This is a genomic window from Streptomyces sp. NPDC053750 (assembly GCF_044544295.1).
In the GTDB taxonomy this organism is placed as follows: Bacteria; Actinomycetota; Actinomycetes; order Streptomycetales; family Streptomycetaceae; genus Streptomyces.
The window spans coordinates 170,703-197,037 of sequence record NZ_JBITXB010000005.1 but is presented as its reverse complement, the minus strand read 5'-3'; the positions used below and the strand labels follow the sequence as shown (position 1 = coordinate 197,037).

Here is a 26,335-nt window from a genome sequence, read left to right as displayed (position 1 = left end):
CCCCGTGCGCGTCCTCGTGGCCACCGCGGTCCCCGTCGAACGGGACGCGGTGGCCCGGGCGTTCCCCGAGCCGGGCACGGAGGCGCCCCTGCCCGGGGCGCGGCTCCTGCGGCTCCCGGACGGCCCGGACCTGCTGGCCGCCGGTGTCGGCCCCGCCCTCGCCGCCGCCTCCACCGCCGCCGCCCTGACCGCGGCGGCCCTCGACGGCGCCCCGTACGACCTGGTCGTCTCGGCCGGCATCGGCGGCGGCTTCGCCCCGGACGCGCCCGTCGGCTCGCTCGTCGTCGCCGACGGGATCACCGCGGCCGACCTGGGCGCCGAGACCGCGGACGGCTTCCTGCCGGTCACCGAGCTCGGTTTCGGCACCGTCACCCACCGCCCGCCCGCCGGCCTCGTCCGCGCCGTCGCCGCCGCGACCGGAGCCCGCCCCGGCACCGTCCTGACCGGCTCCACCGTCACCGGCACCGCCGAACGCGCCGCGCTGCTGCGCGCCCGCCACCCGGGCGCCCTGGCCGAGGCCATGGAGGGCTTCGGCGTCGCCGAGGCGGCCGCCGCGCACGGGGTGCCGGTGCTGGAGCTGCGCGCGGTCTCCAACCCGGTCGGCCCGCGCGACCGCGCCGCCTGGCGCATCGGCGACGCGCTCACGGCACTGACGGACGCCTTCGGGAAGCTCGCACCCGTCCTCACGAGTTGGAACCCACATGAGCGCTGAGTCCCCCGAGTCACTCGAGTCCCCTGCGTCCTTGCGGATCGCGTACTCCCCCTGCCCGAACGACACCTTCGTCTTCGACGCCCTGGCCCACGGCCGCGTCCCCGGCGCCCCCGCGCTCGACGTGACGTTCGCCGACATCGACATCACCAACGGCATGGCCGAGCGCGGCGAGTTCGACGTGCTGAAGGTGTCGTACGCCGTGCTGCCGTACGTCCTCGGCGAGTACGCCCTGCTGCCCTGCGGGGGCGCGCTGGGCCGGGGCTGCGGGCCGCTGGTGCTGACCCGGGAGGCGGACGCGGACCTGGCCGGCCGCCGGGTCGCGGTGCCGAGCGAGACCTCGACGGCGTACCTGCTCTTCCGGCTCTGGGCGGCGGACACCGTGCCCGGAGGGGTCGGCGAGATCGTGGTCATGCCGTTCCACGAGATCATGCCGGCCGTGCGGGACGGGAAGGTCGACGCGGGACTCGTGATCCACGAGGCCCGCTTCACCTACCAGAACTACGGGCTGCACAAGCTCGCCGACATGGGCGAGCACTGGGAGCAGACCACCGGGCTGCCGATCCCGCTCGGCGCGATCATCGCCAAGCGGTCGCTGGGCGAGGCGACGCTGACCCGTCTCGCCGACGCGGTCCGCGCGTCCGTGCGCGCCGCCTGGGACGACCCGGAGGTCTCCCGCCCGTACGTCATGGAGCACGCCCAGGAGATGGACCCGGCCGTCGCCGACCAGCACATCGGGCTGTACGTCAACGAGTTCACGGCCGACCTCGGCGAGGACGGCTACGCGGCGATCCGGGGCCTGCTGACCCGCGCGGCGGCCGAGGGACTGGTACCGGCCCTCGGCCCGGACGCGTTGGCGTTCCCGTAGGACGTGTGCGGCGCGGTGGTCAGACGTCCAGCTGGTCGGCCACCGCGCGGAGCAGGCCGGCGATCTTCTTGCCGGCGGTCTTCTCCGGGTAGCGGCCCCGCTCCAGCATCGGGGTGATGTTCTCCAGGAGCGTCGTCAGGTCCTGCACGATGGAGGCCAGTTCGTCCGGCTTCTTGCGCTGCGCGGCCGCGACCGAGGGGGCCGGGTCCAGCAGGGTGAGGGACAGGGCCTGGTCACCGCGCTGTCCGGCGACCACGCCGAACTCCACGCGCTGTCCCGGCTTCAGTGTCTCGACTCCGGCGGGGAGGACCGAGGAATGGACGAAGACGTCACCGCCGTCGTCGCGGGAGAGAAAGCCGAAGCCCTTCTCACTGTTGAACCACTTGACCTTGCCGGTAGGCACGTCTGTCCTCGTCCTCGTACTCGTCGGAAAACTGCTCGGAATACTGCTTGAAAACGGCTCTTGATAGCACTTGGGCGGGTCGTCCGGACCCGCCGGTACCAAGCCTATTGGTCTTCGGGCCGGTGACAAGACGTCCCCCGGTTGTTCCCTCGGGCTGGGAACTACCCTGGTCGGGTGCGTGACAAAGCCCAAACGAATTCCGCCGCGCCCGGTGACCGACTGATCCGCGCCGGTGCGATCGTCTTCTTCATCGGTACCGTGGCCACTCTGGTCACGGTGGCCCCGCTGCTGCTGGGGACGACGCCGTTTCCCACCTACATGTTCGTGCTGAGCATGCTGATGGGCGTGGGCTTCCTCATCGCCGGGGCCGGCGTCTTCCAGTCGATCGCGGCGGGCCGGCGTCAGGCCCGCGCGGCGTCGAGCCCGTCGGCGCCGGCGTCGCAGTAGTCCGCGAGCCAGGCCGGGAACGCGGTCAGGTCGCCGAGGACGACGTCGGCGCCGGCCTCCCGCAGCTCCTCGGCGCTGCACGGGCCGCTGGCCACCGCCACGGCGCGGGCGTCGGCGGCGCGGGCGCCGCGTATGTCGCCGAGGTGGTCGCCGACGTACACGTGGGCGCCGTGCTCGCGCAGGGCCACGGCCTTCTGCTCGGCCCACAGGTCGCCGATCACGGCGTCCGGCTCGATGCCGAGGTGCGCCAGGTGCAGCTTGGCGTTCGGCTCGTACTTGGCGGTGACGACGATCGCCCGTCCACCGGCCTCCCGTACGGCGGCGACGGCCTCGCGGGCGCCGGGCAGCGCGGGCGTGGCGGCCACGGCGTACGTCGGGTACATCTCCCGGTACAGGTCGGCGGTGGCCGCGATCTCCTCCGCCGGGAACCAGTGCGCCAGCTCCTCCTCCAGCGGCGGCCCGAGCCGGGTGACGGCCAGATCGGCGTCGACGTACGTCCCGGTCCGCTCGGTCAGTGCCAGGTAGCAGGCGTGGATGCCGGGCCGCGAGTCGATCAGCGTCATGTCGAGGTCGAAACCGACGGTGGGCGCGGGGCGGGTCGTGGAGGCCATGCGCCCCATTGTGCCGGGAGGCCCCGGCCGGGCCTGGATCAGCCCCGGGGGCGGCGGGAGCGCCACAGGAGGTACAGGGCCGTGGCCACGGCGGCGGAGCGCAGGACCCAGGGCCAGGTCTCGGTGACGGCGTCGCTCATGTGGCCCTCGGCGACCGGGTCGCCCCAGCGGCCCTCCGCACGGCCCCACAGCCAGACGACGCCCGCGGCGGCGACCGTGCCGGGCAGGCCCAGTACCGCCCACTTCGCCTGGGCCGGGGTCAGGCGGCGGGAGAGGTAGACGATCAGCCAGCCCAGGCCCAGCGGGACGAGGCTGCCGAGGACGGCGCCGGCGATCAGCAGGGCGGCGGCGAGCAGCAGCAGGGGGTTGTTCCAGCCGCCCTCGGGCCACGGGCGGGGCAGGCGGCGGCGCGGGGCCCGGCCCGGCTGCCCGGCATCCGGCCCGGCGGCCGCCTCCCCCACCGGTTCCGCGGCCGCCTTCTTGGCCCCGTCGGCCCTGCCGGTCTTCTCCGCGTCGTCGGCCTTCTCCCTGGGCGGTGGCTTGAACAGCTCCGGGATCTCCACCCCGCCGACGAAGCCCGGCACGCTGTCGCCGCCGACCCCGAACGGGCCGTTGTCCACCCGCCACCAGTCGGGCTGTGCGGCGGTGTCGCCCAGTTCCTGGGCGCTCGCCAGGTGCGGCGGGGAGGGCGCCGGCGCGGGGGTGGCCCCGGCCTCCGGCTCGGGCACGGCCGGGCGCGGCACCGCGCGGCGCAGGCCCTTGCGGCGCTCCGTCTTCCGCGGCTCGCCCTCCCGCTGGTCGGGCACGGCCGTGGGGGGCGGCGGCGCCGGCTGCGGGGCACGACTGCCGCCGCTCGCCGCGTCCACGACGTCGTCGGGGCTGCCCAGCCGGTCCAGGATGCGGCGGACGGCCGCGGGACTGTCCACGGTGGCCCTGGCCCGGCTCCGGTCGATCTCGCCCCGCAGCTCGGACACCAGCCGCATGCGGGTGGCCGACGGCAGCTGCCGTTGCTGGGCCACGTCGCCGACGCGGCTCAGATACTCGTAGACGACCTGGTCGCTCTCGATCCCCACGAACCCCTCCGGGGCGGTGCGTTGTGGTACCCGGTCGGACGAAGGTATCGAATGTTCCCGTGCACGGCGGAGCCCGTGGCCACCGCGCCACCGCACGCGCGCCCCACCGTCGTACCCACCCGCTAACGTGGGCCGGATGAGCACCGAGGAGAAGTCCGCGGCCCCCCGGTCCCTGGCGGAGGCGCTCCGTGTCAGGGACGACGTCTCCCTGGCCGCCCTCCTGCGCAGCCGGCCCGACCTCATCACTCCCGTACCCACGGACCTCACCCAGCTCGCCACCCGCGCCGGCACCCGTGCCTCGGTCGTCCGGGCCCTGGAGCGGCTGGACCGGTTCGCGCTGCAGACGGCCCAGGCGCTGGCGGTGGCGGCGGACCCGGCGCCGTACGAGGAGCTGTTGCGGCTCATGGCCGGGGACCCCGCGGTCGCCGCCGATCCGGCCGTCGCCGCCGCCCTGCCCCGGGCCGTCGCGCTGCTGCGCGAGCAGGCCCTGGTGTGGGGTGCCGACGACCGGCTGCGGCTGGTGCGCACCGCCCGTGAGCTGCTCGCGCCCTCCGCGCAGCACCCGTCCCCGACCGGCCTCGGCCCGACCGTGCGGGAGGCGACGGCGGGGATGTCGCCCGGCCGGATCCAGGAGATCCTCGCCGCCGTCGGCCTGCCCTCCACCCACGACTCCGTCTCCGCCGTGTCCGCGCTCTCCGCCCTGTTCACCGACCGGACGCGGATGGCTGCGCTCCTCGCCGAGCTGCCCGAGGAGTCCCGCGAGGTGCTGGACCGGCTGGTGTGGGGCCCGCCGTACGGCCAGGTCACCCACGACCCGGCGCCGCACCTGCGCGCGCTGCTGGACCGCGGTCTGCTGCTGCCGACCGCGCCGGGCACGGTGGTCCTCCCCCGCGAAACCGCCCTGCACCTGCGCGCGGGCCGGGCTCACCGCACGCCCGAGCCGGTGCCGCCGCCGGTGGAGGCCGCCGCCACGCACCGTCCACAGATCGTGGACGCCACCGCGGCCGGGCAGGCCCTGGCGGCGCTGGCCACCGTCGAGGAGCTGCTGAAGGACTGGGACGAGGGCGGTCCGGCGGTGCTCCGGGCCGGCGGGCTGAGCGTGCGCGACCTGAAGCGGACGGCCGTCGCCCTGGACGTGCCCGAACCGGTCGCCGCCTTCTGGGTCGAGCTGGCCTACGCGGCCGGGCTGATCGCCTCCGACGGCGAGGCCGACGAGCGGTACGCGGCGACCCCGGCCTACGACGAGTGGCGGGAGCTGCCCCCCGCCGAGCGCTGGGCCCGGCTGGCCGGGACGTGGCTGACGGCCACCCGGACGCCGGGTGTGGTCGGCGGGCGGGACGCGAAGGACCGCACGCTCTCGGCGCTGGGCCCGAACCTGGACCGTTCGGCGGCGCCCGAGGTACGGCACCGGGTGCTGGCCCTGCTGGCGGGGCTGCCGGAGGGCACCTCGGCCACCGAGGAGTCGCTGCTGGCCCGGCTGCACTGGGAGCGCCCCCTGCGCGCGCCCCAGCGGGAGCAGCGGGAGGACGACCTGCGCACCAGGATCGCCCGGTGGACACTGTCCGAGGCCGAACTGCTGGGCGTCACCGGGCGCGGTGCGCTGGCCGCGCCGGGGCGGGCGCTGATCGGGGCGCCCCCGCCGCCGCACCGGGCCGAGCCGTCCGGGACATCCGAGGGGCAGGCGTCCCGGGGGCCCGGCGACAAGCTTCCCGTGCACCACCACACGCCGCCCCCGCTCGCGCCCCTCACCCCCGCCGAGCAGGCCGCGGCCACCGCGACCGCCGCCCGGCTGCTCGCGCCGCTCTTCCCCGAGCCGCTGGACCACGTGCTGCTCCAGGCCGACCTGACGGCGGTGGCGCCGGGGCCGCTCGAGCGTCCGCTGGCCGATCTGCTGGGGGTGCTCGCGGACGTGGAGTCCAAGGGCGGGGCGACCGTCTACCGGTTCACGCCGGGCTCGGTGCGCCGCGCGCTGGACGCCGGGCGGACCGCCGCCGACCTGCACGCGTTCCTCGCCCGGCACTCCCGTACGCCGGTGCCGCAGCCCCTGACGTACCTGATCGACGACGTGGCCCGGCGGCACGGGCGGCTGCGGGTGGGCGCGGCCTCGGCGTACGTGCGCTGCGACGACGACGCGACGCTGGACGAGATCCTGGCCGACAAGCGGGCCGCCGGCCTCGGGCTGCGCCGGCTCGCGCCGACCGTGCTGGCCGCGCAGAGCGACCCGGCGGCGCTGCTGGAGGGGCTGCGCGCGATGGGGTTCGCGCCGGCCGCCGAGTCCGCCGCGGGCGACGTGCTGATCGCCCGCGCCGACGCCCACCGCACCCCGCCGCGGGCGGCACCGGAGCCGGTGCCGGAGGGGCCGCCGGCCCCCGACGACACGCTGCTGACGGCGGCGATCCGTGCGATCCGCGCAGGGGACCTGGCCGCCACGACCCCGCGCAAGCCGGGCCCCCCGGCCGACGAGGGCGACCCCCCGGCGGCAAACGGCGACCTGCCCCGCACGGCAGCCGCCGAGACCCTCGCCACCGTGCAGGCGGCCGTCCTGACCGGCGAGGCGCTGTGGATCGGCTACGTGAACGCCGAGGGCGCCGCCAGCCAGCGCGTCATCGCCCCGATCCGGGTCGAGGGCGGCTTCGTCACGGCCTACGACCACACGGCCGACGAGGTGCGCACGTACCCGCTGCATCGGATCACCGGCGTGGCCGAACTCGCCGACGACGCGACGTGACGGGGGCGGGGCGGGGGCGGGACGGGACGCCCCGTTCACTCGTTCGGGCGTACGCGGTGATTCATGCACGCCACGCCGGGTGATTCGCACCTGCGAGGGAGCTTTTTTCATCTACCGCATCGAGCCGTCGACGGTCGGGCAGCCACCGGGTGTCCTGCACCGAACCGAAAGGGGAAACCCGATGCGTGCCGTTCGTCGTGTCGCCACCGTCCTGACCTCCACCGCCGCACTGATCGCGGCGTTCGCCGCCGAGGCCGCCGCGATCGGCATCGACCTCGGCGGGGGCGTGACCCTCTGATCAGAAACCTTCTGATCAGGACCTCCTGATCCGTCCGCCGTTCCGTACCTCTCCTACCGCGGGCCGGGTCCCCGTCCCCCAGGGCCCGGCCCGCTCGGAACTCCCCCACCACTCCCTCCCCTGCTCCTCGCCCTCCTTCGAAAGGCCGACCTCATGCGCTCCAAGCTCCCCACCTCCGACCGTTCCACCGCCCGCTCCGCCGTCGCCGTCTCCGTCGCCGCCCTGATCACCGCCGCCGCGCTGTTCGGCGCCCTCGCCCCCAAGGCCGCCGCCCTGCCGCTGCCGCTGCCGGCCACCGGCGTCGAGTCCCTGGTCACGGAGGGGGTAACCGTGGAGGGTCCGCTGATCAACAACATCGGTCTCAAGTAGCCCGGGTCCGCGATCAGGCACACTGGACGTTTGGCCGGTCCGTCCAGTCGCGGCCGGCCGTACGCACGCGAGAGGGTGCCGCCCGTGAATGGTCCGCTGATCGTCCAGTCCGACAAGACCCTGCTCCTGGAAGTCGACCACGAGCAGGCCGACGACTGCCGTCGCGCCATCGCGCCGTTCGCCGAACTGGAGCGGGCGCCGGAGCACATCCACACCTACCGGGTGACCCCCCTGGGCCTGTGGAACGCGCGGGCGGCGGGCCACGACGCCGAACAGGTCGTGGACGCGCTCGTCGAGTACAGCCGCTACCCGGTGCCGCACGCGCTGCTCGTCGACATCGCCGAGACGATGGACCGCTACGGCCGCCTCACCCTCTCCAAGCACCCGGCGCACGGCCTGGTCCTGACGACCACCGACCGGCCGGTGCTGGAGGAGGTCCTGAAGTCGAAGCGGATCGCGCCGCTGGTCGGGGCCCGCATCGACCCCGACACGGTGGTCGTGCACCCCTCCGAGCGCGGGCAGATCAAGCAGACACTGCTGAAGCTGGGCTGGCCCGCCGAGGACCTCGCCGGGTACGTCGACGGCGAGGCGCACCCGATCGAGCTGGCCGAGGACGGGTGGGCGCTGCGCCCGTACCAGAAGCAGGCCGTGGAGAACTTCTGGCACGGCGGCAGCGGTGTCGTCGTCCTGCCCTGCGGCGCCGGCAAGACGCTGGTCGGGGCCGGTTCGATGGCACAGGCCAAGTCCACGACCCTGATCCTGGTCACCAACACCGTCTCCGCCCGGCAGTGGAAGCACGAGCTGGTCAAGCGCACGTCGCTGACCGAGGACGAGATCGGCGAGTACAGCGGTACGCGCAAGGAGATCCGGCCGGTCACCATCGCCACGTACCAGGTGCTGACGACGAAGCGGAAGGGCGTCTACCCGCACCTGGAGCTGTTCGACTCCCGGGACTGGGGCCTGATCGTCTACGACGAGGTGCACCTGCTGCCGGCGCCGGTCTTCAAGTTCACCGCCGACCTCCAGGCCCGGCGGCGGCTCGGCCTGACCGCGACCCTCGTCCGTGAGGACGGCCGCGAGTCGGACGTGTTCTCCCTCATCGGGCCGAAGCGTTTCGACGCCCCGTGGAAGGAGATCGAGGCGCAGGGCTACATCGCGCCCGCCGACTGCGTGGAGGTCCGGGTCAACCTCACCGACTCCGAGCGGCTCGCGTACGCCACCGCCGAGACGGAGGAGAAGTACCGCTTCTGCGCGACGACCGACACCAAGCGCAAGGTGACGGAGGCGATCGTGCGGCGCTTCGCCGGGCAGCAGATCCTCGTCATCGGCCAGTACATCGACCAGCTCGACGAACTGGGCGAGCACCTGGGCGCGCCGGTCATCAAGGGCGAGACGTCCAACGCCCAGCGGGAGAAGCTCTTCGAGTCCTTCCGCCAGGGCGAGATCAGCGTGCTCGTCGTGTCGAAGGTCGCGAACTTCTCGATCGACCTGCCGGAGGCGACCGTCGCCATCCAGGTGTCGGGCACCTTCGGGTCCCGGCAGGAGGAGGCCCAGCGGCTCGGCCGGGTGCTGCGTCCCAAGGCCGACGGCCACCAGGCGCACTTCTACTCGGTCGTCGCCCGCGACACGCTCGACCAGGACTTCGCCGCCCACCGCCAGCGCTTCCTGGCGGAACAGGGCTACGCGTACCGGATCATGGACGCGGACGAGATCCTCACGCAGAACTGAGCGGTGTGCGTCGGCGTACTCGAACGCCGACGAGGGCGGCGTGCACCGACGCGGTGTCGGCGTACGCCGCCCTCGGGCGGGCGGGGTGCGGGCGGTGGCCCGCACTGTCACGGGGGTTACTTCGGGTCCTGGTTGAACTTGGCGGCCGACCAGAAGTAGCCGAGCACCGCCAGCCCCAGGCACCAGGCCACGGCCAGCCATCCGTCGTGGCCGATCTCCGTGCCGAGCAGCAGTCCGCGCAGGGTCTCGATGGCCGGCGTGAAGGGCTGGTACTCGGCGATCGGCTGGAACCAGCCGGGCATCCCGTCGACCGGGACGAAGGCGCTGGACAGCAGGGGCAGGAGGATCAGCGGCATCGCGTTGTTGCTGGCGGCTTCGGCGTTCGGGCTGATGAGGCCCATGCCGACGGCGATCCAGGTGAGCGCCAGGGCGAACAGGGTGAGGAGCCCGAGCGCCGCGATCCACTCCAGGGCGGTGGCGTCGGTGGAGCGGAAGCCGATGGCCACGCCGACGGCGCCGACGAGGATGACGCTGGCGATCGACTGCAGCACGCTGCCGATGACGTGCCCGATGAGGACCGAGCCGCGGTGGATGGCCATGGTACGGAAGCGGGCGATGATGCCCTCGGTCATGTCGTTGGAGACGGAGACCGCGGTGCCGATGGTGGTGGATCCGATGGTCATCAGGAGCAGGCCGGGCACGATGTAGGCGATGTACGCGGACCGGTCCGCGCCACCGTCGCCGAGGCCGGCGCTCATCGCGTCGCCGAAGATGTAGACGAAGAGCAGCAGGAGCATGACCGGCGTGAGCAGCAGGTTCAGGGTGAGGGACGGATAGCGCCGGGCGTGCAGGAGGTTGCGGCGCAGCATCGTGGACGAGTCGCGCACGGCGAGGGAGAGAGCACTCATCGGACAGCCTCCTTGGGCTGGGCGGGGACGGCGGCGGCGCCGGTCAGGGCGAAGAAGACGTCGTCGAGGTCGGGGGTGTGCACGGTCAGCTCGTCCGCCTCGACGCCGGCCGAGTCGAGCCGGTCGAGGACGGCGCGCAGCTCGCGCTGGCTGCCGTCGCTGGGGATCTGCAGGGAGAGGGACTCGTCGTCGCAGGAGGCGTCCCGCAGTGCGGAGGCGGCGGCCCGGTAGGCGGCCGGGTCGGTGAAGCGGAGCCGGACGTGTCCGCCGGGGATCAGCCGCTTCAGCTCCTCGGCGGTGCCCTCGGCAGCGATCCTGCCGTCGTTCAGTACCGCGATGCGGTCGGCGAGTTCGTCGGCCTCCTCCAGGTACTGGGTGGTGAGGAAGACGGTGACGCCGCCGGTGACCAGCTCGCGGATGATCTGCCACATGTTGTGGCGGGAGCGCGGGTCGAGGCCGGTGGTGGGCTCGTCGAGGAAGATGATCCGCGGGTCGCCGACCAGGGTCATGGCGATGTCGAGACGGCGCTTCATACCGCCGGAGTAGGTGGAGGCGGGCTTCCTCGCCGCCTCGGTGAGGTCGAACCGCTCCAGCAGCTCGGCGGCCACCCGCCGCCCCTCCTGCTTGGAGAGGTGGTGCAGGTCGGCCATCAGGAGCATGTTCTCCTCGCCGGTGATCAGCCCGTCCACGGCCGAGAACTGACCGGTGACACCGATCGCGGCCCGCACGGCCTGCGGGTCGGCGGCCAGGTCGTGGCCGCCGACCCGCAGATCGCCTGCGTCCGCGGTGATCAGGGTGGAGAGGATCTTGACGGCGGTGGTCTTGCCGGCGCCGTTCGGGCCGAGCAGGGAGAAGATCGTTCCTTCCGGGACGGTGAGGTCGACGCCGTCGAGGACGACCTTGTCGCCGTAGGACTTGCGCAGCCCGTTCGCCGCGATGGCCAAGCCGGTCATGAGGGGTTCTCCTTTACGGATCTACAGGCGGCGGACGGTCACAGGCTGCGGGCGGTGATGTCGCCGTAGGCGGTGGTCGCGTGGAGGGTCAGGCCGGCGGCGGCGCCGTCGGCGTTCCGGAGCGTGTTGTGGACCCGGCCGTAGCCGGTGCCGGCGTCCAGCGAGGCGGAGACTCCGTGGGCGGCGCCGACCGAGATGTCGCCGTGTTCCGTGCGCAGCGTGACCGTGCCGCGCAGGGCCTCGCCGATGTGGATGTCGCCCTTCTGGGTGCTGATCTCCGCGGGGCCGCCCAGGCGGCCGACCGAGATGTCGCCGGCGAGGACGGTGAGGCGGGCGCTCGCGGTCTCGTCGAGCTTGAGCGTGCCCTGGGCGCCCTCGAGGGTGACGTCGCCGAGCCGTCCGACGCCCCGGAGTTCGGCGGAGGCCGCCTTCGCCTCGACGTGGGAGCCGGCGGGCAGCTGGACGGTGACCTCGACGGCGCCGGACGGGCCGAGGATCTGGTTCTTCGCCGGGGGACCCTCGATCCGCAGGACACCGTCGCCGTACTCGACCGTGGTCTGCTCCGCCGCGTTCGTGTCGCGGCTCTTCCTGGCGTCCGCGGGCAGGACCTCGACCACCGTGTCGGCCCGGTCGGCGGCGATGAACCGGATGCGGCCCGCGGGGACGTCGAGGACGACCGAGACGGGGGCGGGGGTGTCGAACTGCATGGTGCGCTCCTTCGGGTTGTCGTTTCTGACACCCGAAACGCTACGTTGCATTCATAGGCTCGGCAACTACTTCGTTGCATACAGTATTGATTTCTGCAGTTCAGAGCCTATAAATCGTTGCAACGGACGGAAACGTAACGCAACAAGTAGAGGTTCGTTCATTGCAATGAATGGAAGTGAACGCTACTCTGTCGACGTCACCGGACCACGAAGGAGACCGCGTTGCCAGGAGGCAGGCTCACCCAGCAGGAACGCCAGCAGATCGCGACGGGGCTGGCCGACGGGCTCGCCTACGCGGAGATCGCCAGGCGTCTGGACCGCCCCACCTCGACGATCACGCGCGAGGTGATGCGCAACGGCGGACCCGCCGGCTACCGCGCGGACCTGGCCCACCGCGCCACCGAACGCCGCGCCCACCGGCGCAAACCGGCCGCACCCCGGGGCCCGAGGGCGCTCACGGAGGACCACGGACGCGACGCGGAGGCCGTGCGCGAGTACGAGGAGACGCTCACCACCGTCTTCATAGCGTCGGGCACGCCCAAGATGATGGCCCGGGTCATGGCCTGTCTCACCCTCACCGACAGCGGGAGCCTCACCGCCGCCGATCTCGCCCAGCGCCTCGAGGTCAGCCCGGCGTCCATCTCCAAGGCGGTCACGTTCCTGGAGGGCCAGGGCCTCGTCCGGCGGGAGCGCGAGGAAGGGCGCCGGGAGCGCTACGTCGTCGACGACGACATCTGGCACCAGTCGATGATCGCCAGCGCCCGGTCCACCGCCCAGGTCGCCGAGACCTCACGGCAGGGCGTCGGCATCATGGGACCCGGCACGCCGGCCGCCACGCGCCTGGAGAACATCTCCCGCTACCTCGACTTCATCTCCGAGGCGATCACCCGCGCCGCCGAGCAGGCCCGCGAGATCCTTCACACGAAGTCCACCGCGACCCCGGACGACACGGCCGAGTCGGGTCCGGCTCACGGGTGAGGTGACCGGCCCGGCGATGCGGGGCCTACTTGCGGCGGACGCCGGCCTCCTCGCCGTACTCGCCGAGGATGACCACGTCGAAGGCGGCGCCGGCGAACACCCTGACCGCGCGCAGGGCGTCACCGAGCCGGTGCCGGTGGCTGCCGGCCACGGGCGTGGCACCGGACGGGCGGCCCGGTGCCGGGGCGGGGGAGATGGTTGCTGCGCTCATGTCTCCATGGTGCGACCGCGGCCCCCGGACCGGCATCGGTCCCCGGGCCAATCCCCGCCGTCCCCCGCTACGACCGTGGAGGGAGCGCATCCCCCCGGAGCGGAGGACGTGATCCCCTAGGGGACGAAAAAACCGTTGGCCCGCGACTCCCCCGCTCCCCTACAATCTCCGCTCTTGCCCGCCTCCCCACGGAGCGCCGCCGACCGGACGGAAACCGGCCGGCCCACCGCGCGAACCCGCGCCCACCACACCGCAGGTCATCCGGAGGCACCCTCTTGTCCACGCCCGTCCACGACGACCCCCTGTCCCGGGAGCGCGACCACCTGGCCGCGTCCCGTTCCGCCCTGCGCGCCATGCGGGAGGACGTCGAGTCCCTCGACATCACCGACGTCACCGCGAACTGGGTCAACGCCGCCGTACTGCAGAGCCAGATCGAGGAGCGCATCAAGGCGCTCGCCGACCTCAGTGAGACCCCGCTGTTCTTCGGCCGGCTCGACTACCTGCACGCGCCGGGGGCCGACCAGGCCGAGGGCGCGGAGGGGGAGCGCTTCTACGTGGGGCGCCGGCACGTGCACGACGCGGACGGCGACCCGATGGTGATCGACTGGCGGGCGCCGGTCTCGCAGCCGTTCTACCGGGCGTCGAAGAAGGACCCGCTGGACATCGGGCTGCGCCGCCGCTTCGGGTACACCGGCGGCGACCTCACCGCGTACGAGGACGAGCACCTGTCCGACCCCACCGAGGCGGCGACCACCAGCAAGCTGCTCCAGCAGGAGATCGAGCGGCCCCGTGTCGGCCCGATGCGCGACATCGTGGCGACCATCCAGCCCGAGCAGGACGAGATCGTGCGCGCCGGGCTGGCCGGCTCGGTCTGTGTGCAGGGCGGTCCCGGCACCGGGAAGACCGCCGTCGGCCTGCACCGGGTCGCCTTCCTCCTCTACGCCCACCGCGAGCGCCTCGCCCGCACCGGCACGCTCGTCATCGGCCCGAACAAGTCCTTCCTGCACTACATCGAGCAAGTCCTGCCCGCCCTGGGTGAGCTGACGGTGCACCAGGCCACCGTCGACGACCTGGTCGCGCACGTCGAGGTGCGCGGGGCGGACGACGCCACGGCGGCGGTGGTCAAGGGCGACGCGCGGATGGCGGCGGTGCTGCGCAGGGCGCTGTACGCGCACGTCGCCCTGCCCACCGAAGGGCTGGTCGTCGTGCGCGGGTCGCGCCGGTGGCGGGTGGCGGCGTACGAGCTGGAGGAGATCGTCCGCGAACTGCTCGCCCGCGACATCCGTTACGGGGCCGCCCGCGAGGCCCTTCCGCAGCGCATCGCGCACGCCGTGCTGGTGCAGATGGAGCGTGCGGGCGAGGCACCGGACGACCGCGTGCAGAACGCGGTGGCGCGCAACGCGGCGGTGAAGGCGGCGGTGAAGGCCGTCTGGCCGCAGGTCGACCCGGCGAAGCTCGTCCTGCGTCTCCTCTCGGACGCGGACTTCCTCGCCGCACACGCCGAGGGCGTCCTCACCGAGGACGAGCAGAAGGCGGTGCTGTGGGTGAAGCCGGCCCGCTCGGTGAAGTCCGCCAAGTGGTCACCGGCCGACGCCGTGCTGATCGACGAGGCCACCGACCTGATCGAGCGCACCCACTCCCTCGGGCACGTGGTCCTCGACGAGGCGCAGGACCTGTCCCCGATGCAGTACCGGGCGGTGGGCCGGCGCTGCTCCACCGGCTCGGCGACCGTCCTCGGCGACCTCGCGCAGGGCACCACGCCGTGGGCGACCCGAAGCTGGGAGGAGGCGCTGGCGCACCTGGGCAAGGGCGAGGCGGTGGTCGAGGAGCTGACGGCCGGTTTCCGCGTGCCGACGGACGTCATCACCTACGCCTCCCGGCTGCTGCCGCACATCGCGCCCGGGCTGACGCCGGTGGCGTCGATCCGCGAGAATCCGGGCTTCTTCGAGATCCGCACGACCGGGGCGGGGGCGGTGGACGCCGGGGTGACCGAGGCGGGGGCGGCGGACGCCGGGACGGCCGGTGCCGGGACGGCGGACGTGGTGGCGGCGTGCCGCGAGCTGCTGGAGCGCGAGGGCTCGGTCGGCCTGATCGCGGCCGACGCGCGGGTGCCGGGGCTGGCGGAGGCGCTCGGCGCGGCGGGCATCGGCTTCGTCGCCCCCGGCGAGGAGACGACCCACGCCACCCGGCTGACCCTGGTCCCGGCCTCGCTGGCGAAGGGCCTGGAGTACGACTACGTGGTCCTGGACGAGCCACGGGCCGTGGTCGACGGCGAACCGGACGAGCGGACGGGGCTGCGGCGGCTGTACGTGTGCCTGACCCGAGCGGTGTCGGGCCTGATCGTGACCCACGGAACGGACCTGCCGCCGCAGCTGGCGTAGCGCGGCCGCGGCCGCCGCTGCGGGCAGTCGTGCCTCCCCCAGTGCCTGCCCCATGGGGGGGGTACCTCCCAGGCCCTTCAGGCACTGGGGGAGGCACGACTGCCCGCGGTTACGCCCCCAGCACCCGCCGCCACTCCGCGACCGCCTCCGCCGAGACCGGACCGTCCCACCCGGAGGGCCTCGCCGCGCCGCCGATGTGGAAGCCGTCGATCCCCACGTCCAGCAGCCCGGGTACGTGCTCCAGCCGCAGGCCACCCCCCACCAGCAACTGCTGCTCGTACCCCGGCTCCCCCCGCCGCCGCGCCTCGGCGAGCAGTACGGGCAGCCCCTCGTCCACCCCACCGGCCGCCCCGGCCGTCAGATACGTGTCCAGGCCGGGAAGGTCGGCGAGCTGCTTGCGCAGGGCGTCCCGGTTCCCGGCGCGGTCGATCGCCCGATGGAAGGTCCACCGGCATCCGTCCAGCGCCCCGACGACCCGCTCCACCGCCCGGAGGTCCACGTCACCGTGCGCGTCGAGGAATCCGAGCACGAACTCCGAGGCCCCGGCCTCCCGCATCTCGCCGGCGATCCGCGCCAGCCGCTCGACGTCCCCCGCCGCGAACCCGTCCGCGAGCCGCAGCATCACGCGCAGGTCGATGTCGACGGCGGCACGGATCGCGGCGACGGTCGCGGTCGACGGGGTGAGTCCGTCGGCCGCCATGTCGGTGACCAGTTCGAGGCGATCCGCGCCTCCGGCCTGGGCGGCGACCGCGTCCTCGACGTCGAGGGCGATCACCTCCAGGACTGCACGCTTGCTCATGGGACCCCATTCATCGGCCTACTACAGGTCTAGTCCAATCCAAGACTACGCCCAGACCGCGCGCCGGGGATGCCCGACGCCCCCACTCAGCCGCTCACCCGCCGAAGAGGTTCAGCTCCTCCGCCTTCACCCCGGCCAGCTCGTATCCGGCCGCGTGGTCCACCGCCCGTCCCGCGTACAACCGAACGAGCGTGGCGGCGTCGCCGATGAAGCGCCCCGGCGGCCGCTCGCCGCTCACCTCGCCGAGTTTCAGGGGCTCGTCCAGGTCGTCGAGGTCGGCGTGCAACGGCACGTGGGCGCGCTCGCGGGTGAGCGAGGCGAGCAGCGCGAGCGCCACCGGCAGCCCGCGCCCGGCGTACGCCCCCGGCTCACCGAGGGCCACCCGGACATCACCGGCGTGCACCCACTCGCCCAGCGCGAGCCCGTCCAGGGCGCCGCCCGCGCGGCCGATCACCGGACCGGCCTCGGTCATGCCGCGCTCCAGCTCGTCGACGATCCGGGCGTTGCTCCAGTCGGCGCGTTCGGCGATGTCGCGGTCGTTGGACTCGGGCGAGAAGACGCCGTCCTCGAAGCGGTTCTCCACCGCCCGCATCAGCGCGCTGGAGCAGTGGGCCAGCACGTCCCGCACGGTCCAGCCCGGACACGCGGTCACCGGCAGCGCGAAGTCGCCGTCCGTCCGGGCGCGCAGCAGCGGCACCAGTTCGTCCCGCTCGATGGTCAGCAGCCGCCCGGGCAGCTCGGGGTCGTGTACGTGGTTCACGTCGGCAGGAGTCGTCATGGGACCACGTTAGGGCCGGCGCCGCCTCGCGGTCAGTGCGCCGACAGGTCGTCCAGTTCGGCGGCGTAGAGCAGGGCGGGGTCGAACGCCATGCCGGTGAAGTGGCCCGCGAGCTCCAGGGAGAGCACGCCGTGCAGCCGGGTCCAGAAGGCCAGGGCCCGGTGGAGGGCCGCGGGCGGGGCGGCGTGGGCGCCCGCCCACTGCCGGTGGCCCTCGATGTGCGTGTCGAACGGTGTCGCGGGGCGGTCCGAGGGCAGCGCGGCACAGGTGTCGAGGATGGCCGCCATCGTCTCGGCGGCGATCTCGGTGACGTCGTCGGGCGCACGGTAGCCCGGGACGGGGGTGCCGAAGACGAGGAAGTAGCGCTGGGGGTCGTCCAGCGCCCATGCGCGCAGGGCGTGCGCCAGCCCGGCCAGGTCGGCACCGGCCTCGGAGGCCGCCCGGAAGGTGTCCGCGAGGCTCCGGTAGGCGTCCCTGACGAGCTCGGTGATCAGTTCGTCGCGGCCGGCGAAGTACCGGTAGAGCGCGGGACCGCTCATGCCCATCCGCTTGGCGATCGCGTTGAGGGAGAGCGCGGACGCCCCCGCGGTGGCGATCTGCTCCCACGCGTGTTCCTTGATCTCCGCGCGCACCTGGGAGCGGTAGCGCTCGCGCGGGGTCTTCGCGCGTGCTTCCGGCATGATCCCGCCACCTCCGCCCTCTACGGCTTCACCCGTCCGTTAGAAGCTATCACGAAGGTTACTGGGGTCGTCGCATCTCGCCTCTCCCACTGGAACAATGAGCGCATGGCCGATCTCGACGCCCTGCGTTCCCGCTTCGCCCGCGCACTGGAAGGAACCCGGAGCCCGGGCTCCGGCCCGGACCCGACGCCGTACGCCGACAACCTGCTCGCCCGCTGGCAGGAGCCCCAGCGGCACTACCACACGCTCGCCCACCTCACCGCGGTCCTGGACCACGTCGACGTACTGGAGGAGTGCGCCGACGCCCCCGACGTCGTACGCCTCGCCGCCTGGTTCCACGACGCCGTCTACCTCCCCGACCGCTCCGAGAACGAGGAACGCTCGGCCCGTCTCGCCGAGCGCGCCCTGCCCGAGGCCGGGGTCCCGGCGGAGCAGACCGCAGAGGTGGCCCGGCTGGTCCGCCTCACCGTCACCCACGCCCCGGCCGACGACGACCGCGACGGCCAGGTGCTGTGCGACGCGGACCTGGCGATCCTCGCCTCGCCCCCGTCGGCGTACGCGGCGTACACGGCCGCCGTCCGCGAGGAGTACCACTTCGTCCCGAACGAGGCCTTCCGCGAGGGACGGGCCGCGGTGCTGCGCCAACTCCTCGACCTGCCCCGGCTGTTCCACACCCCGCACGGGCAGCGGAAGTGGGAGGCGACCGCCCGCTACAACCTCACCGGTGAGCTGGAAATGCTGTCGCTCGCGGACACCCCGTAGCCGTAGCCTGCCCGGCATGCGGACCATGGGTGGGGAACAGGTGGAAGAGGCCGTCGCGGGCGCCGTCGCGCTGCTGCGGACGGCGGCGGACCGGGACTGGGAGGCGGTGCGGGCCGCCCGGCTGGAGTGGAGCTGCCGGTACACGGCGGAGCACATCGCGGGCGACCTGATCGCCTACGCCGGCCAGCTCGCCGGCCGCGCCACCGAGGCGTACGTGCCCTTCGAGATCACCCTGGACGGCACCGACGACGGCTTGGACCCCGCCGACAACGAGGGCGTCCTGCACGTCATCGAGACGACCGGCGCCCTGCTCGCCGCCGCTGTCCGCACCACCCCGCCCGAGGTCCGCGCCTTCCACCCGTACCCCTTCCGCAGCGCGAACCGCGAGGGCTTCGCCGCCATGGGGGTCGCCGAAGTGCTGTTGCACACCCACGACATCGCCGAAGGCCTCGGACTGGCCTACGAGCCGCCCACCGGGCTGTGCCAGGACGTCCTCACCCGGATCTTCCCGCACGTCCAGCCCGGCGCCGACCCCTGGCGCACCCTGCTGTGGGCCACCGGCCGCGGCGAGCTGCCCGGACGCGCCCCGGTCACCGAGTGGCGCTGGCGCAACAACCTCGTCATCCCGGCGGAGCGGCTCACCCTCCAGGGCGTCACGCCCGCCGCCGCGTACGACCTGGCCGCGGGCGGCGACGGCGGGTTCGCGTGGGTCGAGGGCGGGCCGTACCAGGGCACGCGGGATGCCGCAAGCATGCTGCTGAAGGCGTACGAGGCGGGCGTGCACCGCCCGGAGTGGGGCGTGTTCACGCTCGTACGGCGGGAGGACCGACGCGCGGTCGGCGGCATGGGCTTCCACGGCGCGCCGGACGAGGACGGCCGGGTGGAGATCGGCTACGACCTCGTCGAGTCCGCCCGCGGGCACGGCTACGCCACCGAGGCGCTGCGCGCGCTGTCCGCGTGGGCGCTGGCCCGGGACGAGGTGACGTCCGTGTTCGCGACGACCGAGCCGGACAACACCGCCTCGCAGGCCGTCCTCACCCGCGCCGGTTTCACCCGGGTCTGCGGGGAGGACACCGAGGACACGCCGGACACCGGGCAGTTCGCCTACGAACTGCGGGGCTGAGCGGAGCCCTTGCGCCGGCGCAGCCCCGCCCCGTGCAGCAGCCGCACCACCTCGCGGCTGCTGACCTCCAGCGCACCGGCCGAGACCGCGTCGGCGTAGCGCTGGGCGGGGAGGTCGTAGTGGTCGCGTTCGAAGGCGCGGCGGGGCACGCCCAGCCGCTCGGCGAAGGCGTGCAGTTCGGCGTAGGAGACGTCGCTGACGAGGTGGGACCACATGCGGCCGTGGCCCGGCCAGGACGGCGGGTCGATGTAGACGGTCACCGGGCGGCCCCGGTCACGAGGACTGCGCGTCGCCGGTGGCCGCGCCCAGCGAGCCGACCGCGGCGACCTTCACGCCCGCCTTGCCGCACACCCAGTGCGGGTCGGGACCGAGCTCCGGTTCGACGTCCAGCGCGTGCGGGTCGCCGGAGCCGCACACCGGGCACAGCGGCCAGCGGCCGTACCGCTCCAGCAGGGCGTCCTGCACGTCCTGGGCGACCAGTCCGGCCACGAACTCCACGCCCTCGGGCCACTGCTCGACCCACCAGCGCCGCTGCACGACGGACTCCTCGACCAGTGACACGACGTCCGGCTCGGCGACCTGGCCCGCCACCAGATCGGCGAGCACGAGGGCGCGCGCGGCGTGCAGCGCCTGCTCCAGGGGGCTGATGGGGTCCATGCACCCATTGTGCGCACTCTTGACCCGTCGACCGAAACGAAAATATCTTTCATGAGTGACCGATGAAGTGAAGGAAACTTTCGCAGGGGAAACTTTCGCAGGCGCGGGCGGCACCAGGACCTCGACCTCGCTTCCCGTGCCCGCCGCCCTCGCGGCCAAGGTGCGGACCCTCGCGCCGTCGATGACCCGTTCCATGCAGCGGGTCGCCGAGGCCGTCGCGGGCGACCCGGCCGGCTGCGCGGCCCTCACGGTCACCGGCCTCGCCGAGCTCACCGGCACCAGCGAGGCGACCGTCGTACGCACCGCCCGGCTGCTCGGCTACCCCGGCTACCGCGATCTGCGCCTGGCGCTGGCCGGCCTCGCCGCGCAGCAGCAGTCCGGCCGCGCGCCCGCCATCACGACCGACATCGCGGTCGACGACCCGATCGCCGACGTCGTCGCCAAGCTGGCCTACGACGAGCAGCAGACCCTCGCCGACACCGCCGCCGGCCTGGACACCGTCCAGCTCGGCGCGGCCGTCGCCGCACTCGCCGCCGCCCGCCGCACCGACGTGTACGGCATCGGCGCCTCCGGGCTGGTCGCCCAGGACCTCACCCAGAAGCTCCTGCGCATAGGGCTCATAGCCCACGCCCCCAGCGACCCGCACCTCGCCGTCACCAACGCGGTGCAGCTGCGCGCCGGGGACGTCGCCCTCGCCATCACGCACTCCGGTTCGACCGGGGACGTCATCGAGCCGCTGCGGGTCGCCTTCGAACGCGGGGCCACGACCGTCGCCATCACCGGCCGCCCCGACAGCCCCGTCACGCAGTACGCCGACCACGTGCTGACCACGTCCACGTCCCGGGAGAGCGAGCTGCGGCCGGCGGCGATGTCCTCGCGGACCAGTCAGTTGCTGGTGGTGGACTGCCTGTTCGTGGGGGTGGCGCAGCGGACGTACGAGGCGGCGGCGCCTGCTCTGGCTGCGTCCTATGAGGCGTTGGCACACCGGCACGGGGCGCTCCGCGCGGGGGCCGGGGACCGTAGGGCTTGATCTTTGTGGGTGGCTGCGGGCCGAGTGTGGCTGGTCGCGCGCACGCGGCGGAGCCGCACATCGACACAGTCCCGCGCCCCTGGGTTAGTACTGGCATCGCAAGTTGAAAAGGGCCGCATCCTTATGACCTCCACCCCCCATCACCCCGACCTCCTTTCCCAGTTGGAGACGTTGACCACCGAAGCGTTCCGGCCCGAGCTGGCCGAGATCGACCGGATGGCCACCCTCGACATCGCGCGGCTGATGAACGGTGAGGACGCCACCGTGCCCGCCGCCGTCGCCGAGCGGCTGCCCGAGATCGCCGCAGCCATCGACGCAGTGGCCGCCCGGATGGCGCGCGGCGGCCGGCTCGTCTACGCGGGCGCCGGCACGGCAGGCCGGCTCGGAGTGCTGGACGCCTCGGAGTGCCCGCCCACCTTCAACACCGCCCCCGGGCAGGTCGTCGGCCTGATCGCGGGCGGCGCGGACGCCATGGTCACCTCCGTCGAGGGTGCCGAGGACTCGGCCGAGCTGGCCCGCGCCGACCTGGACGCCCTCGCCCTCACCTCCGACGACACGGTGGTCGGCGTCTCCGCCTCCGGCCGCACCCCGTACGCCATCGGCGCGGTGGAGCACGCCCGCGCGCAGGGTGCCCTGACCATCGGGCTGGCCTGCAACAGCGGCAGCGCCCTGGCCGCCGCCGCCGAGCACGGCATCGAGGTCGTCACCGGACCCGAGCTGATCACCGGCTCGACCCGGCTGAAGGCCGGCACGGCACAGAAGCTGGTCCTGAACATGCTGTCGACGATCACGATGATCCGGCTCGGCAAGACGTACGGGAACCTGATGGTGGACGTCCGGGCCTCCAACGAGAAGCTGCGCGCCCGCTCCCGCCGCATCGTCGCGCTCGCCACCGGGGCCGCCGACGCCGACGTCGAACGCGCTCTGACCGCCACCGACGGCGAGGTCAAGACCGCCATCCTGACCCTGCTGGCCGACGTGGACGGCCCGACCGCCGCCCGTCTCCTGGAGGACTCCGGCGGCCATCTGCGCGCGGCGCTGACGGCGGCCCACGACTGACGCGCGCCCCGGGCCGTCAGTGCGGTGTGCGACTCTGGGGAACATGAACCACGCCCAGCTGACCGCCCTGGGCCGCGCCCTGCGTCTCCTCGGTGAGCACGGCGAGGCCCTGACCTCCGACACGCCGGAGGCCAAGCTGCACGAGGTCCGCGCGGACCTGAAGCGTGCGCTGGACCAGCTGGAGGAGAGCGTCACGACGACGGCGCCCAGCACCCGCTGCCCCGAGCACCCGAACGGCCCGGTCGACACGGCCGCCCCCGACCTGTGCCTCCTGTGCGAGACCCGCCGCCGCAGCGCCCGCCGCGCCGAGTACAGCGGCGGCCCCCTCCCGACGGCCCCGCCCACCGAGCCGGTCCAGTCCCGGTACGGGGTGCGCGGCGACCGGCCGCAGCCCCAGCAGCGCTGGCTGCCCGAGCTGTGGAACGGCCAGGCGTGGCAGCTGTGCGGCACCCCGCGCCGCGACCGCCGCGAGGCCGAGCTGTACATCGCGGCCCAACTGCGCGGCCCGCACGCCGCCATGGCGTACCGGCTCGTCCACGAGTTCACGGACTACGAGGTCCTGCGGGTGTGGGGCACGCCGGTACGGGTGGACATCGAGCCGATGGGCGGCCTCTGACCCGTACCGGCGTCACCCCACCGGGTCAGATCTGGTTCTCGCCGCCGTCGACGTACCAGTTCGCCCCGAGGACGAAGCTGCTCTGCCCCGAGGCGAGGAAGGCCACCACCGCGGCGACCTCCTCGGGGCGCCCCATCCGCCCGATCGCGGTGTCCGATGCGAGGGTCGTCCGCATGGCGGGCAGGTTCTCCTCGCCGAAGAGGTTGGTGATCCCGGGGGTCTCGACCGGACCCGGGGAGATCGCGTTGACCCGGACGCCACGCCCCTTGAGTTCGTTGGCCCAGCCCCGCGCGAAGGTCCGGACGGCGGCCTTGGAGGCGGCGTACAGACTGAACGCCTCCGCGCCGTTGTCGGCGGCGGTGGAGGCGTTGAGGATCACCGAGGCGCCGTCGTTGAGCAGCGGCAACGCCTTCTGCACGGTGAAGACCGTGCCCCGCACGTTGACGCGGAAGATCTCGTCGAACCGCTCCTCGGTGATCTCCTCCAGCGGCACGAGGGAGGCGATCGCCGCGTTCGCGAAGACCACGTCGAGCCCTCGGCCGCGGGCGCGGACCGCGTCGTAGAGCCGGTCCAGGTCGGCCTGGTCCGAGACGTCACCGGCCACGCCCGTGGCCCGCTCCGGACCGATGATCTCCACGGCCGCGTCCAGCGCCGCCTTGCGCCGCCCGGTGATGAACACGTGCGCGCCCTCTTCCGCCAGCCGCACCGCGCTGGCCAGGCCGATCCCCGTGCTGCCGCCGGTGACGACGGCCGTCTTGCCTTCGAGCTGTCCCATGGTGAAAGACCTCCACGATCTTCTGTACCGATCGGTACTGAAAGCGACCGTAGCACATCCGTACCGATCGATACGGAAGGCGTAGACTGGGGGCCATGGAGACGCGACAGAAGGGGCCGATCGGCCGGCCGAGGGGCTTCGACGCCGACGAGGCCCTGGAGAAGGCCATGCGGGTCTTCTGGGAGCAGGGCTACGAGGGCGCCAGCCTCACCGACCTGACCAGCGCCATGGGCATCACCCGCACCAGCATGTACGCGGCCTTCGGCAACAAGGAGGACCTGTTCCGCAAGGCGCTCGAGCGCTACGAGGAGGGGCCCGCCTCCTACGTCGCCCGGGCCCTGCGGGAACCGACCGCCCGAGAGGTGGCGACGGCCTTCCTGAAGGGTGCCGTGCAGGTCTGCACCCGCCCCGACTGCCCCTCGGGCTGCCTGGGCGTGCAGGGCTCACTCGCCTCCGGCGAGACGGGGCGCTCCGCCCGTGACCTGCTCGCCGACTGGCGCGAAGGGGGCGTCGCCCAGCTCCGCGACCGGTTCCGGGAGGCCGTCGACGACGGCGACCTGCCGCCCGGCACCGACCCGCTGCACGTCGCCCGCTACCTCATGACGTTCGCCAACGGCATCTCCGTGCAGGCCACCGGGGGAGCCACCCGGGAAGACCTCCAGCGGGTGGCCGACACGGCCCTGCGCAACTGGCCACCCGCCTGACGGACGCGCTGGGGCCGCACGACACCGCCCGAGAGGCGGGCGGCCCCACGGCCACGTGGAAGTCGGGGACGCCTGGAACGCCGCGAGACCCGCGCCTCAGGAGCGACGGCGTTCTCGGCCCCGGTGGGCGACGACGGCCAGGCCCGTCACGCCGTACGCGAGCCACCAGCCCCCGGCCCAGTAGTCGTCCACCGCCTCCTCGTCCTGCGCCTTCTTCTGCTGCTCGTACGTCCGCGTGCCCGACGAGCGGCCGTCGGTGAAGTCGTACAGGTTGCACGTTTCCCCCGGCTTCATGGGGCCGGAGCGTTCCGCGTCCCCGTACTCCTCGATGATGCCGTCGCACTGCGGGGTACCGTCGGCGGTCGCCGCCTGGCCGAGGAAGTACAGGCCGCCGACGACCGGCACGACGAACAGGCCGAGCAGGGGGCCCCGAAAGCTCAAGCCTCCGGTCCCAGCAGGGGCAGCGCCGCGAACTCGTGCCCCTCCCACAACCGCCGCGACGCCTCCTGCGGATACGGCGCGACGACCGGCTCGGCGTCCAGCACCTGCACCAGGCGCCGCTGTGTGTCGTACGCGGGCCAGCCGGGATCACCCGTGCGCGCGAACGCGGTCCACGCGGCCCGGAAACGGGACGACAGGGCCAGCGCCTCGGGGGACGGCTCCGTACCGGCGAAGAGGAGGGCGCCGAGGTCGGCGTGGTAGGTGCCGAAGAGGAGGGGGAGGTCCAGGGCGTGACAGGCGCCCAGGGCACCGCCGAAGGCCGGGGCCGGCCAGGTCAGTTCGTAGACGTGGGCCCGGCCGCCGCCCGCCAGGTGGGCCTCGGCCAGGTGCAGGGACGGCATCGCGAACAGCCAGTCGGTCTGGACGCGTTCGTAGAGGTCGTTGGCCGACGCGTCCGGGAACGCCGCGCGGTAGGCGGCCTCGCCTCCCGGGGCGTACAGGCACAGGGCGGCGCTCGCCCGGTCCTCGCCGATCTCGCCCAGCTTGCCCGCCATCGCGGTGAACAGCCGGTTCTCGTCGCGGTTGTGACCGACGACCAGCTCGACGTCACGGGCCGCGCCGGACGCGAGCGCCTGCCAGGGCGCGACCGGCAGGAACTCGCCGTCCACGACGGGCGCGTACGGGGTGACCGTGGGTGCCGCCTGGCCCCAGCGGGGGACATTGCCCGGCATCTTCGGAGCGAGGGCCTGACCCGCCTTGACGAGCTGGTCCGGAGCGACCTCCCCGAGGTCTTCCACGGTGGGGCGCAGACCCAGCTCGGCGGCGAGGGCGGCGCCGATGTCGGCGGCGAGGGCGGTGGAGAAGAACGTGCCCGGCACGCTCTGGGCGATGGCCCGCCGGAAGAGTCCGGTCGCGCGGGGCATCGCGAGCAGGGAGGCCACGGAACCGGCGCCCGCCGACTCGCCGAAGACGGTGACCTGGTCGGGGTCGCCGCCGAACGCCGCGATGTTGTCCTGCACCCAGGCCAGCGCTGCCACCTGGTCGAGCAGGCCCCGGTTGGCGGGCGCGCCCTCGATGTGGGCGAAACCCTCCATGCCGACGCGGTAGTTGAAGGTGACGACGACCAGGTCGCCGTCCTCGGCGATGCGGCGGGCGTCGTAGCCAGGGCTGCCGGAGTGGCCGAGCTTGTAGGCGCCGCCGTAGATCCAGACCATGACCGGGCGGCGGGCGGCCGGGTCGGGGGCAGGGGTCCAGACGTTGACCGTCAGCCAGTCGTCGCCCTCGGGGGCGTCGAGGACGCCGGTGGTGCCCGCGATGCCGAGGTCCTGCGGGGGCGGCGGGCCGAAGGCGTACGCGTCACGTATGCCGTCCCAGGGACGGGCGCGGCGCGGGGCGGCGAACCGGGCGTCTCCGACCGGGGGTTGGGCGAACGGGATGCCTCGGAAGACGGTCAGCCCGTCCTCGGTCCGGCCGCGCACCGCGCCGCAGGCGGTGCGCACCACGGGTTCCACTGACTCCACGGGTCCAGGGATCGTCATC

The 26,335-nt window shown here is 73.6% G+C and carries 29 protein-coding genes; 14 read left to right on the top strand and 15 right to left on the bottom strand.

What is annotated here, in order from left to right; translation table 11 throughout:
* The first annotated feature begins 4 nt into the window (after positions 1-4).
* Both ACIGO6_RS16780 and ACIGO6_RS16775 read left to right on the top strand, forming a co-directional pair.
* Positions 5-712 carry a futalosine hydrolase gene (locus ACIGO6_RS16780; RefSeq protein ID WP_399876347.1) on the top strand — a complete coding sequence of 236 codons (708 nt, stop codon included), beginning with the start codon at positions 5-7 and terminating at the stop codon, positions 710-712.
* Complete coding sequence (locus ACIGO6_RS16775) at positions 702-1,577, top strand: 1,4-dihydroxy-6-naphthoate synthase (protein ID WP_399876345.1); 876 nt, start codon at positions 702-704, stop codon at positions 1,575-1,577. The genes ACIGO6_RS16780 and ACIGO6_RS16775 overlap by 11 nt, the downstream gene beginning before the upstream one ends.
* Positions 1,578-1,596: 19 nt before the next feature.
* Here the strand turns inward: ACIGO6_RS16775 and ACIGO6_RS16770 are convergent, their stop codons facing one another.
* A complete protein-coding gene (locus ACIGO6_RS16770) occupies positions 1,597-1,980 on the bottom strand; it encodes a cold-shock protein (RefSeq protein WP_399876344.1) in 384 nt (127 codons plus the stop codon).
* A 174-nt stretch (positions 1,981-2,154) separates the two neighbouring features.
* On the opposite strand from ACIGO6_RS16770, the gene ACIGO6_RS16765 reads away from it, so the two are divergent.
* The gene (locus tag ACIGO6_RS16765; RefSeq protein WP_399876341.1) at positions 2,155-2,427 is read left to right on the top strand and encodes a hypothetical protein; all 273 of its coding nucleotides are present in this window, start codon (positions 2,155-2,157) and stop codon (positions 2,425-2,427) included.
* Here ACIGO6_RS16765 and ACIGO6_RS16760 read toward each other — a convergent pair.
* Together ACIGO6_RS16760 and ACIGO6_RS16755 are read right to left on the bottom strand one after the other, a co-directional pair.
* On the bottom strand, positions 2,382-3,038 hold the full coding sequence (locus ACIGO6_RS16760) for an HAD family hydrolase (protein ID WP_399876338.1): 657 nt from the start codon (positions 3,036-3,038) through the stop codon (positions 2,382-2,384). The genes ACIGO6_RS16765 and ACIGO6_RS16760 overlap by 46 nt on opposite strands.
* 38 nt (positions 3,039-3,076) lie before the next feature.
* Positions 3,077-4,111, bottom strand: a complete 1,035-nt coding sequence (locus ACIGO6_RS16755) for a hypothetical protein (RefSeq protein WP_399876337.1) — start codon at positions 4,109-4,111, stop codon at positions 3,077-3,079.
* A gap of 136 nt (positions 4,112-4,247) precedes the next feature.
* On the opposite strand from ACIGO6_RS16755, the gene ACIGO6_RS16750 reads away from it, so the two are divergent.
* The 3 genes from ACIGO6_RS16750 to ACIGO6_RS16740 all read left to right on the top strand — a co-directional run bounded on the left by ACIGO6_RS16750 (position 4,248) and on the right by ACIGO6_RS16740 (position 9,234).
* Positions 4,248-6,839 (top strand): helicase-associated domain-containing protein, encoded by a 2,592-nt coding sequence (locus tag ACIGO6_RS16750; RefSeq protein WP_399876334.1) that lies wholly within the window; start codon positions 4,248-4,250, stop codon positions 6,837-6,839.
* A 451-nt stretch (positions 6,840-7,290) separates the two neighbouring features.
* On the top strand, positions 7,291-7,506 hold the full coding sequence (locus tag ACIGO6_RS16745; protein ID WP_399876332.1) for a hypothetical protein: 216 nt from the start codon (positions 7,291-7,293) through the stop codon (positions 7,504-7,506).
* A gap of 84 nt (positions 7,507-7,590) precedes the next feature.
* Positions 7,591-9,234: a DNA repair helicase XPB gene (locus ACIGO6_RS16740; RefSeq protein WP_399876330.1), complete on the top strand. Its 1,644-nt coding sequence runs from the start codon at positions 7,591-7,593 to the stop codon at positions 9,232-9,234.
* Positions 9,235-9,350: 116 nt separating this feature from the next.
* Here the strand turns inward: ACIGO6_RS16740 and ACIGO6_RS16735 are convergent, their stop codons facing one another.
* From ACIGO6_RS16735 to ACIGO6_RS16725, 3 genes are read right to left on the bottom strand one after another with little or no spacing between them, the layout of a single operon-like run.
* On the bottom strand, positions 9,351-10,142 hold the full coding sequence (locus ACIGO6_RS16735; protein WP_399876329.1) for an ABC transporter permease: 792 nt from the start codon (positions 10,140-10,142) through the stop codon (positions 9,351-9,353).
* On the bottom strand, positions 10,139-11,095 hold the full coding sequence (locus tag ACIGO6_RS16730) for an ATP-binding cassette domain-containing protein (RefSeq protein WP_399876326.1): 957 nt from the start codon (positions 11,093-11,095) through the stop codon (positions 10,139-10,141). The genes ACIGO6_RS16735 and ACIGO6_RS16730 overlap by 4 nt, the downstream gene beginning before the upstream one ends.
* 38 nt (positions 11,096-11,133) lie before the next feature.
* On the bottom strand, positions 11,134-11,802 hold the full coding sequence (locus ACIGO6_RS16725) for a DUF4097 family beta strand repeat-containing protein (RefSeq protein ID WP_399876324.1): 669 nt from the start codon (positions 11,800-11,802) through the stop codon (positions 11,134-11,136).
* A 222-nt stretch (positions 11,803-12,024) separates the two neighbouring features.
* Between ACIGO6_RS16725 and ACIGO6_RS16720 the strand changes: the two genes are divergently transcribed.
* On the top strand, positions 12,025-12,780 hold the full coding sequence (locus ACIGO6_RS16720) for a helix-turn-helix domain-containing protein (RefSeq protein ID WP_399876321.1): 756 nt from the start codon (positions 12,025-12,027) through the stop codon (positions 12,778-12,780).
* Positions 12,781-12,805: 25 nt separating this feature from the next.
* Here the strand turns inward: ACIGO6_RS16720 and ACIGO6_RS16715 are convergent, their stop codons facing one another.
* Positions 12,806-12,991, bottom strand: coding sequence for a hypothetical protein (locus ACIGO6_RS16715; RefSeq protein WP_399876318.1), 186 nt, complete (start codon positions 12,989-12,991; stop codon positions 12,806-12,808).
* A gap of 275 nt (positions 12,992-13,266) precedes the next feature.
* Between ACIGO6_RS16715 and ACIGO6_RS16710 the strand changes: the two genes are divergently transcribed.
* Positions 13,267-15,372, top strand: coding sequence for a HelD family protein (locus tag ACIGO6_RS16710; RefSeq protein WP_399876315.1), 2,106 nt, complete (start codon positions 13,267-13,269; stop codon positions 15,370-15,372).
* Positions 15,373-15,481: 109 nt separating this feature from the next.
* On the opposite strand, the gene ACIGO6_RS16705 is transcribed toward ACIGO6_RS16710, so the two are convergent.
* From ACIGO6_RS16705 to ACIGO6_RS16695, 3 genes are all read right to left on the bottom strand, one after another.
* Positions 15,482-16,171 carry a copper homeostasis protein CutC gene (locus ACIGO6_RS16705; RefSeq protein ID WP_399876312.1) on the bottom strand — a complete coding sequence of 230 codons (690 nt, stop codon included), beginning with the start codon at positions 16,169-16,171 and terminating at the stop codon, positions 15,482-15,484.
* A gap of 94 nt (positions 16,172-16,265) precedes the next feature.
* Complete coding sequence (locus ACIGO6_RS16700; RefSeq protein ID WP_399876310.1) at positions 16,266-16,949, bottom strand: maleylpyruvate isomerase family mycothiol-dependent enzyme; 684 nt, start codon at positions 16,947-16,949, stop codon at positions 16,266-16,268.
* A gap of 32 nt (positions 16,950-16,981) precedes the next feature.
* Complete coding sequence (locus ACIGO6_RS16695; protein WP_399876307.1) at positions 16,982-17,629, bottom strand: TetR/AcrR family transcriptional regulator; 648 nt, start codon at positions 17,627-17,629, stop codon at positions 16,982-16,984.
* A gap of 105 nt (positions 17,630-17,734) precedes the next feature.
* Here ACIGO6_RS16695 and ACIGO6_RS16690 point away from each other — a divergent pair, with 105 nt between their 5' ends.
* On the top strand, positions 17,735-18,391 hold the full coding sequence (locus ACIGO6_RS16690) for a hypothetical protein (RefSeq protein ID WP_399876304.1): 657 nt from the start codon (positions 17,735-17,737) through the stop codon (positions 18,389-18,391).
* A 16-nt stretch (positions 18,392-18,407) separates the two neighbouring features.
* Positions 18,408-19,514, top strand: a complete 1,107-nt coding sequence (locus ACIGO6_RS16685) for a GNAT family N-acetyltransferase (protein ID WP_399876302.1) — start codon at positions 18,408-18,410, stop codon at positions 19,512-19,514.
* Here the strand turns inward: ACIGO6_RS16685 and ACIGO6_RS16680 are convergent.
* The gene (locus tag ACIGO6_RS16680) at positions 19,496-19,774 is read right to left on the bottom strand and encodes a DUF4031 domain-containing protein (protein WP_399876299.1); all 279 of its coding nucleotides are present in this window, start codon (positions 19,772-19,774) and stop codon (positions 19,496-19,498) included. The genes ACIGO6_RS16685 and ACIGO6_RS16680 overlap by 19 nt on opposite strands.
* 13 nt (positions 19,775-19,787) lie before the next feature.
* Positions 19,788-20,171, bottom strand: coding sequence for a hypothetical protein (locus ACIGO6_RS16675; protein WP_399876296.1), 384 nt, complete (start codon positions 20,169-20,171; stop codon positions 19,788-19,790).
* Between the two features lie 55 nt (positions 20,172-20,226).
* Between ACIGO6_RS16675 and ACIGO6_RS16670 the strand changes: the two genes are divergently transcribed.
* The 3 genes from ACIGO6_RS16670 (at position 20,227) to ACIGO6_RS16660 (ending at position 22,876) form a co-directional block, all read left to right on the top strand.
* On the top strand, positions 20,227-21,201 hold the full coding sequence (locus ACIGO6_RS16670; protein WP_399876293.1) for a MurR/RpiR family transcriptional regulator: 975 nt from the start codon (positions 20,227-20,229) through the stop codon (positions 21,199-21,201).
* A 123-nt stretch (positions 21,202-21,324) separates the two neighbouring features.
* Positions 21,325-22,260 (top strand): N-acetylmuramic acid 6-phosphate etherase, encoded by a 936-nt coding sequence (murQ, locus tag ACIGO6_RS16665; protein ID WP_399876290.1) that lies wholly within the window; start codon positions 21,325-21,327, stop codon positions 22,258-22,260.
* A 43-nt stretch (positions 22,261-22,303) separates the two neighbouring features.
* Positions 22,304-22,876 (top strand): hypothetical protein, encoded by a 573-nt coding sequence (locus ACIGO6_RS16660; protein ID WP_399876288.1) that lies wholly within the window; start codon positions 22,304-22,306, stop codon positions 22,874-22,876.
* A gap of 25 nt (positions 22,877-22,901) precedes the next feature.
* Here the strand turns inward: ACIGO6_RS16660 and ACIGO6_RS16655 are convergent, their stop codons facing one another.
* Positions 22,902-23,651, bottom strand: coding sequence for an SDR family NAD(P)-dependent oxidoreductase (locus tag ACIGO6_RS16655; RefSeq protein ID WP_399876285.1), 750 nt, complete (start codon positions 23,649-23,651; stop codon positions 22,902-22,904).
* Between the two features lie 95 nt (positions 23,652-23,746).
* Here ACIGO6_RS16655 and ACIGO6_RS16650 point away from each other — a divergent pair, with 95 nt between their 5' ends.
* Positions 23,747-24,355, top strand: coding sequence for a TetR/AcrR family transcriptional regulator (locus ACIGO6_RS16650; RefSeq protein ID WP_399876283.1), 609 nt, complete (start codon positions 23,747-23,749; stop codon positions 24,353-24,355).
* A 96-nt stretch (positions 24,356-24,451) separates the two neighbouring features.
* Here the strand turns inward: ACIGO6_RS16650 and ACIGO6_RS16645 are convergent, their stop codons facing one another.
* Entirely contained in the window at positions 24,452-24,796 is a 345-nt protein-coding gene (locus ACIGO6_RS16645) for a hypothetical protein (RefSeq protein ID WP_399876282.1), read from the bottom strand.
* Positions 24,793-26,334, bottom strand: a complete 1,542-nt coding sequence (locus ACIGO6_RS16640; protein WP_399876279.1) for a carboxylesterase/lipase family protein — start codon at positions 26,332-26,334, stop codon at positions 24,793-24,795. The genes ACIGO6_RS16645 and ACIGO6_RS16640 overlap by 4 nt, the downstream gene beginning before the upstream one ends.
* Position 26,335 lies beyond the last annotated feature (1 nt).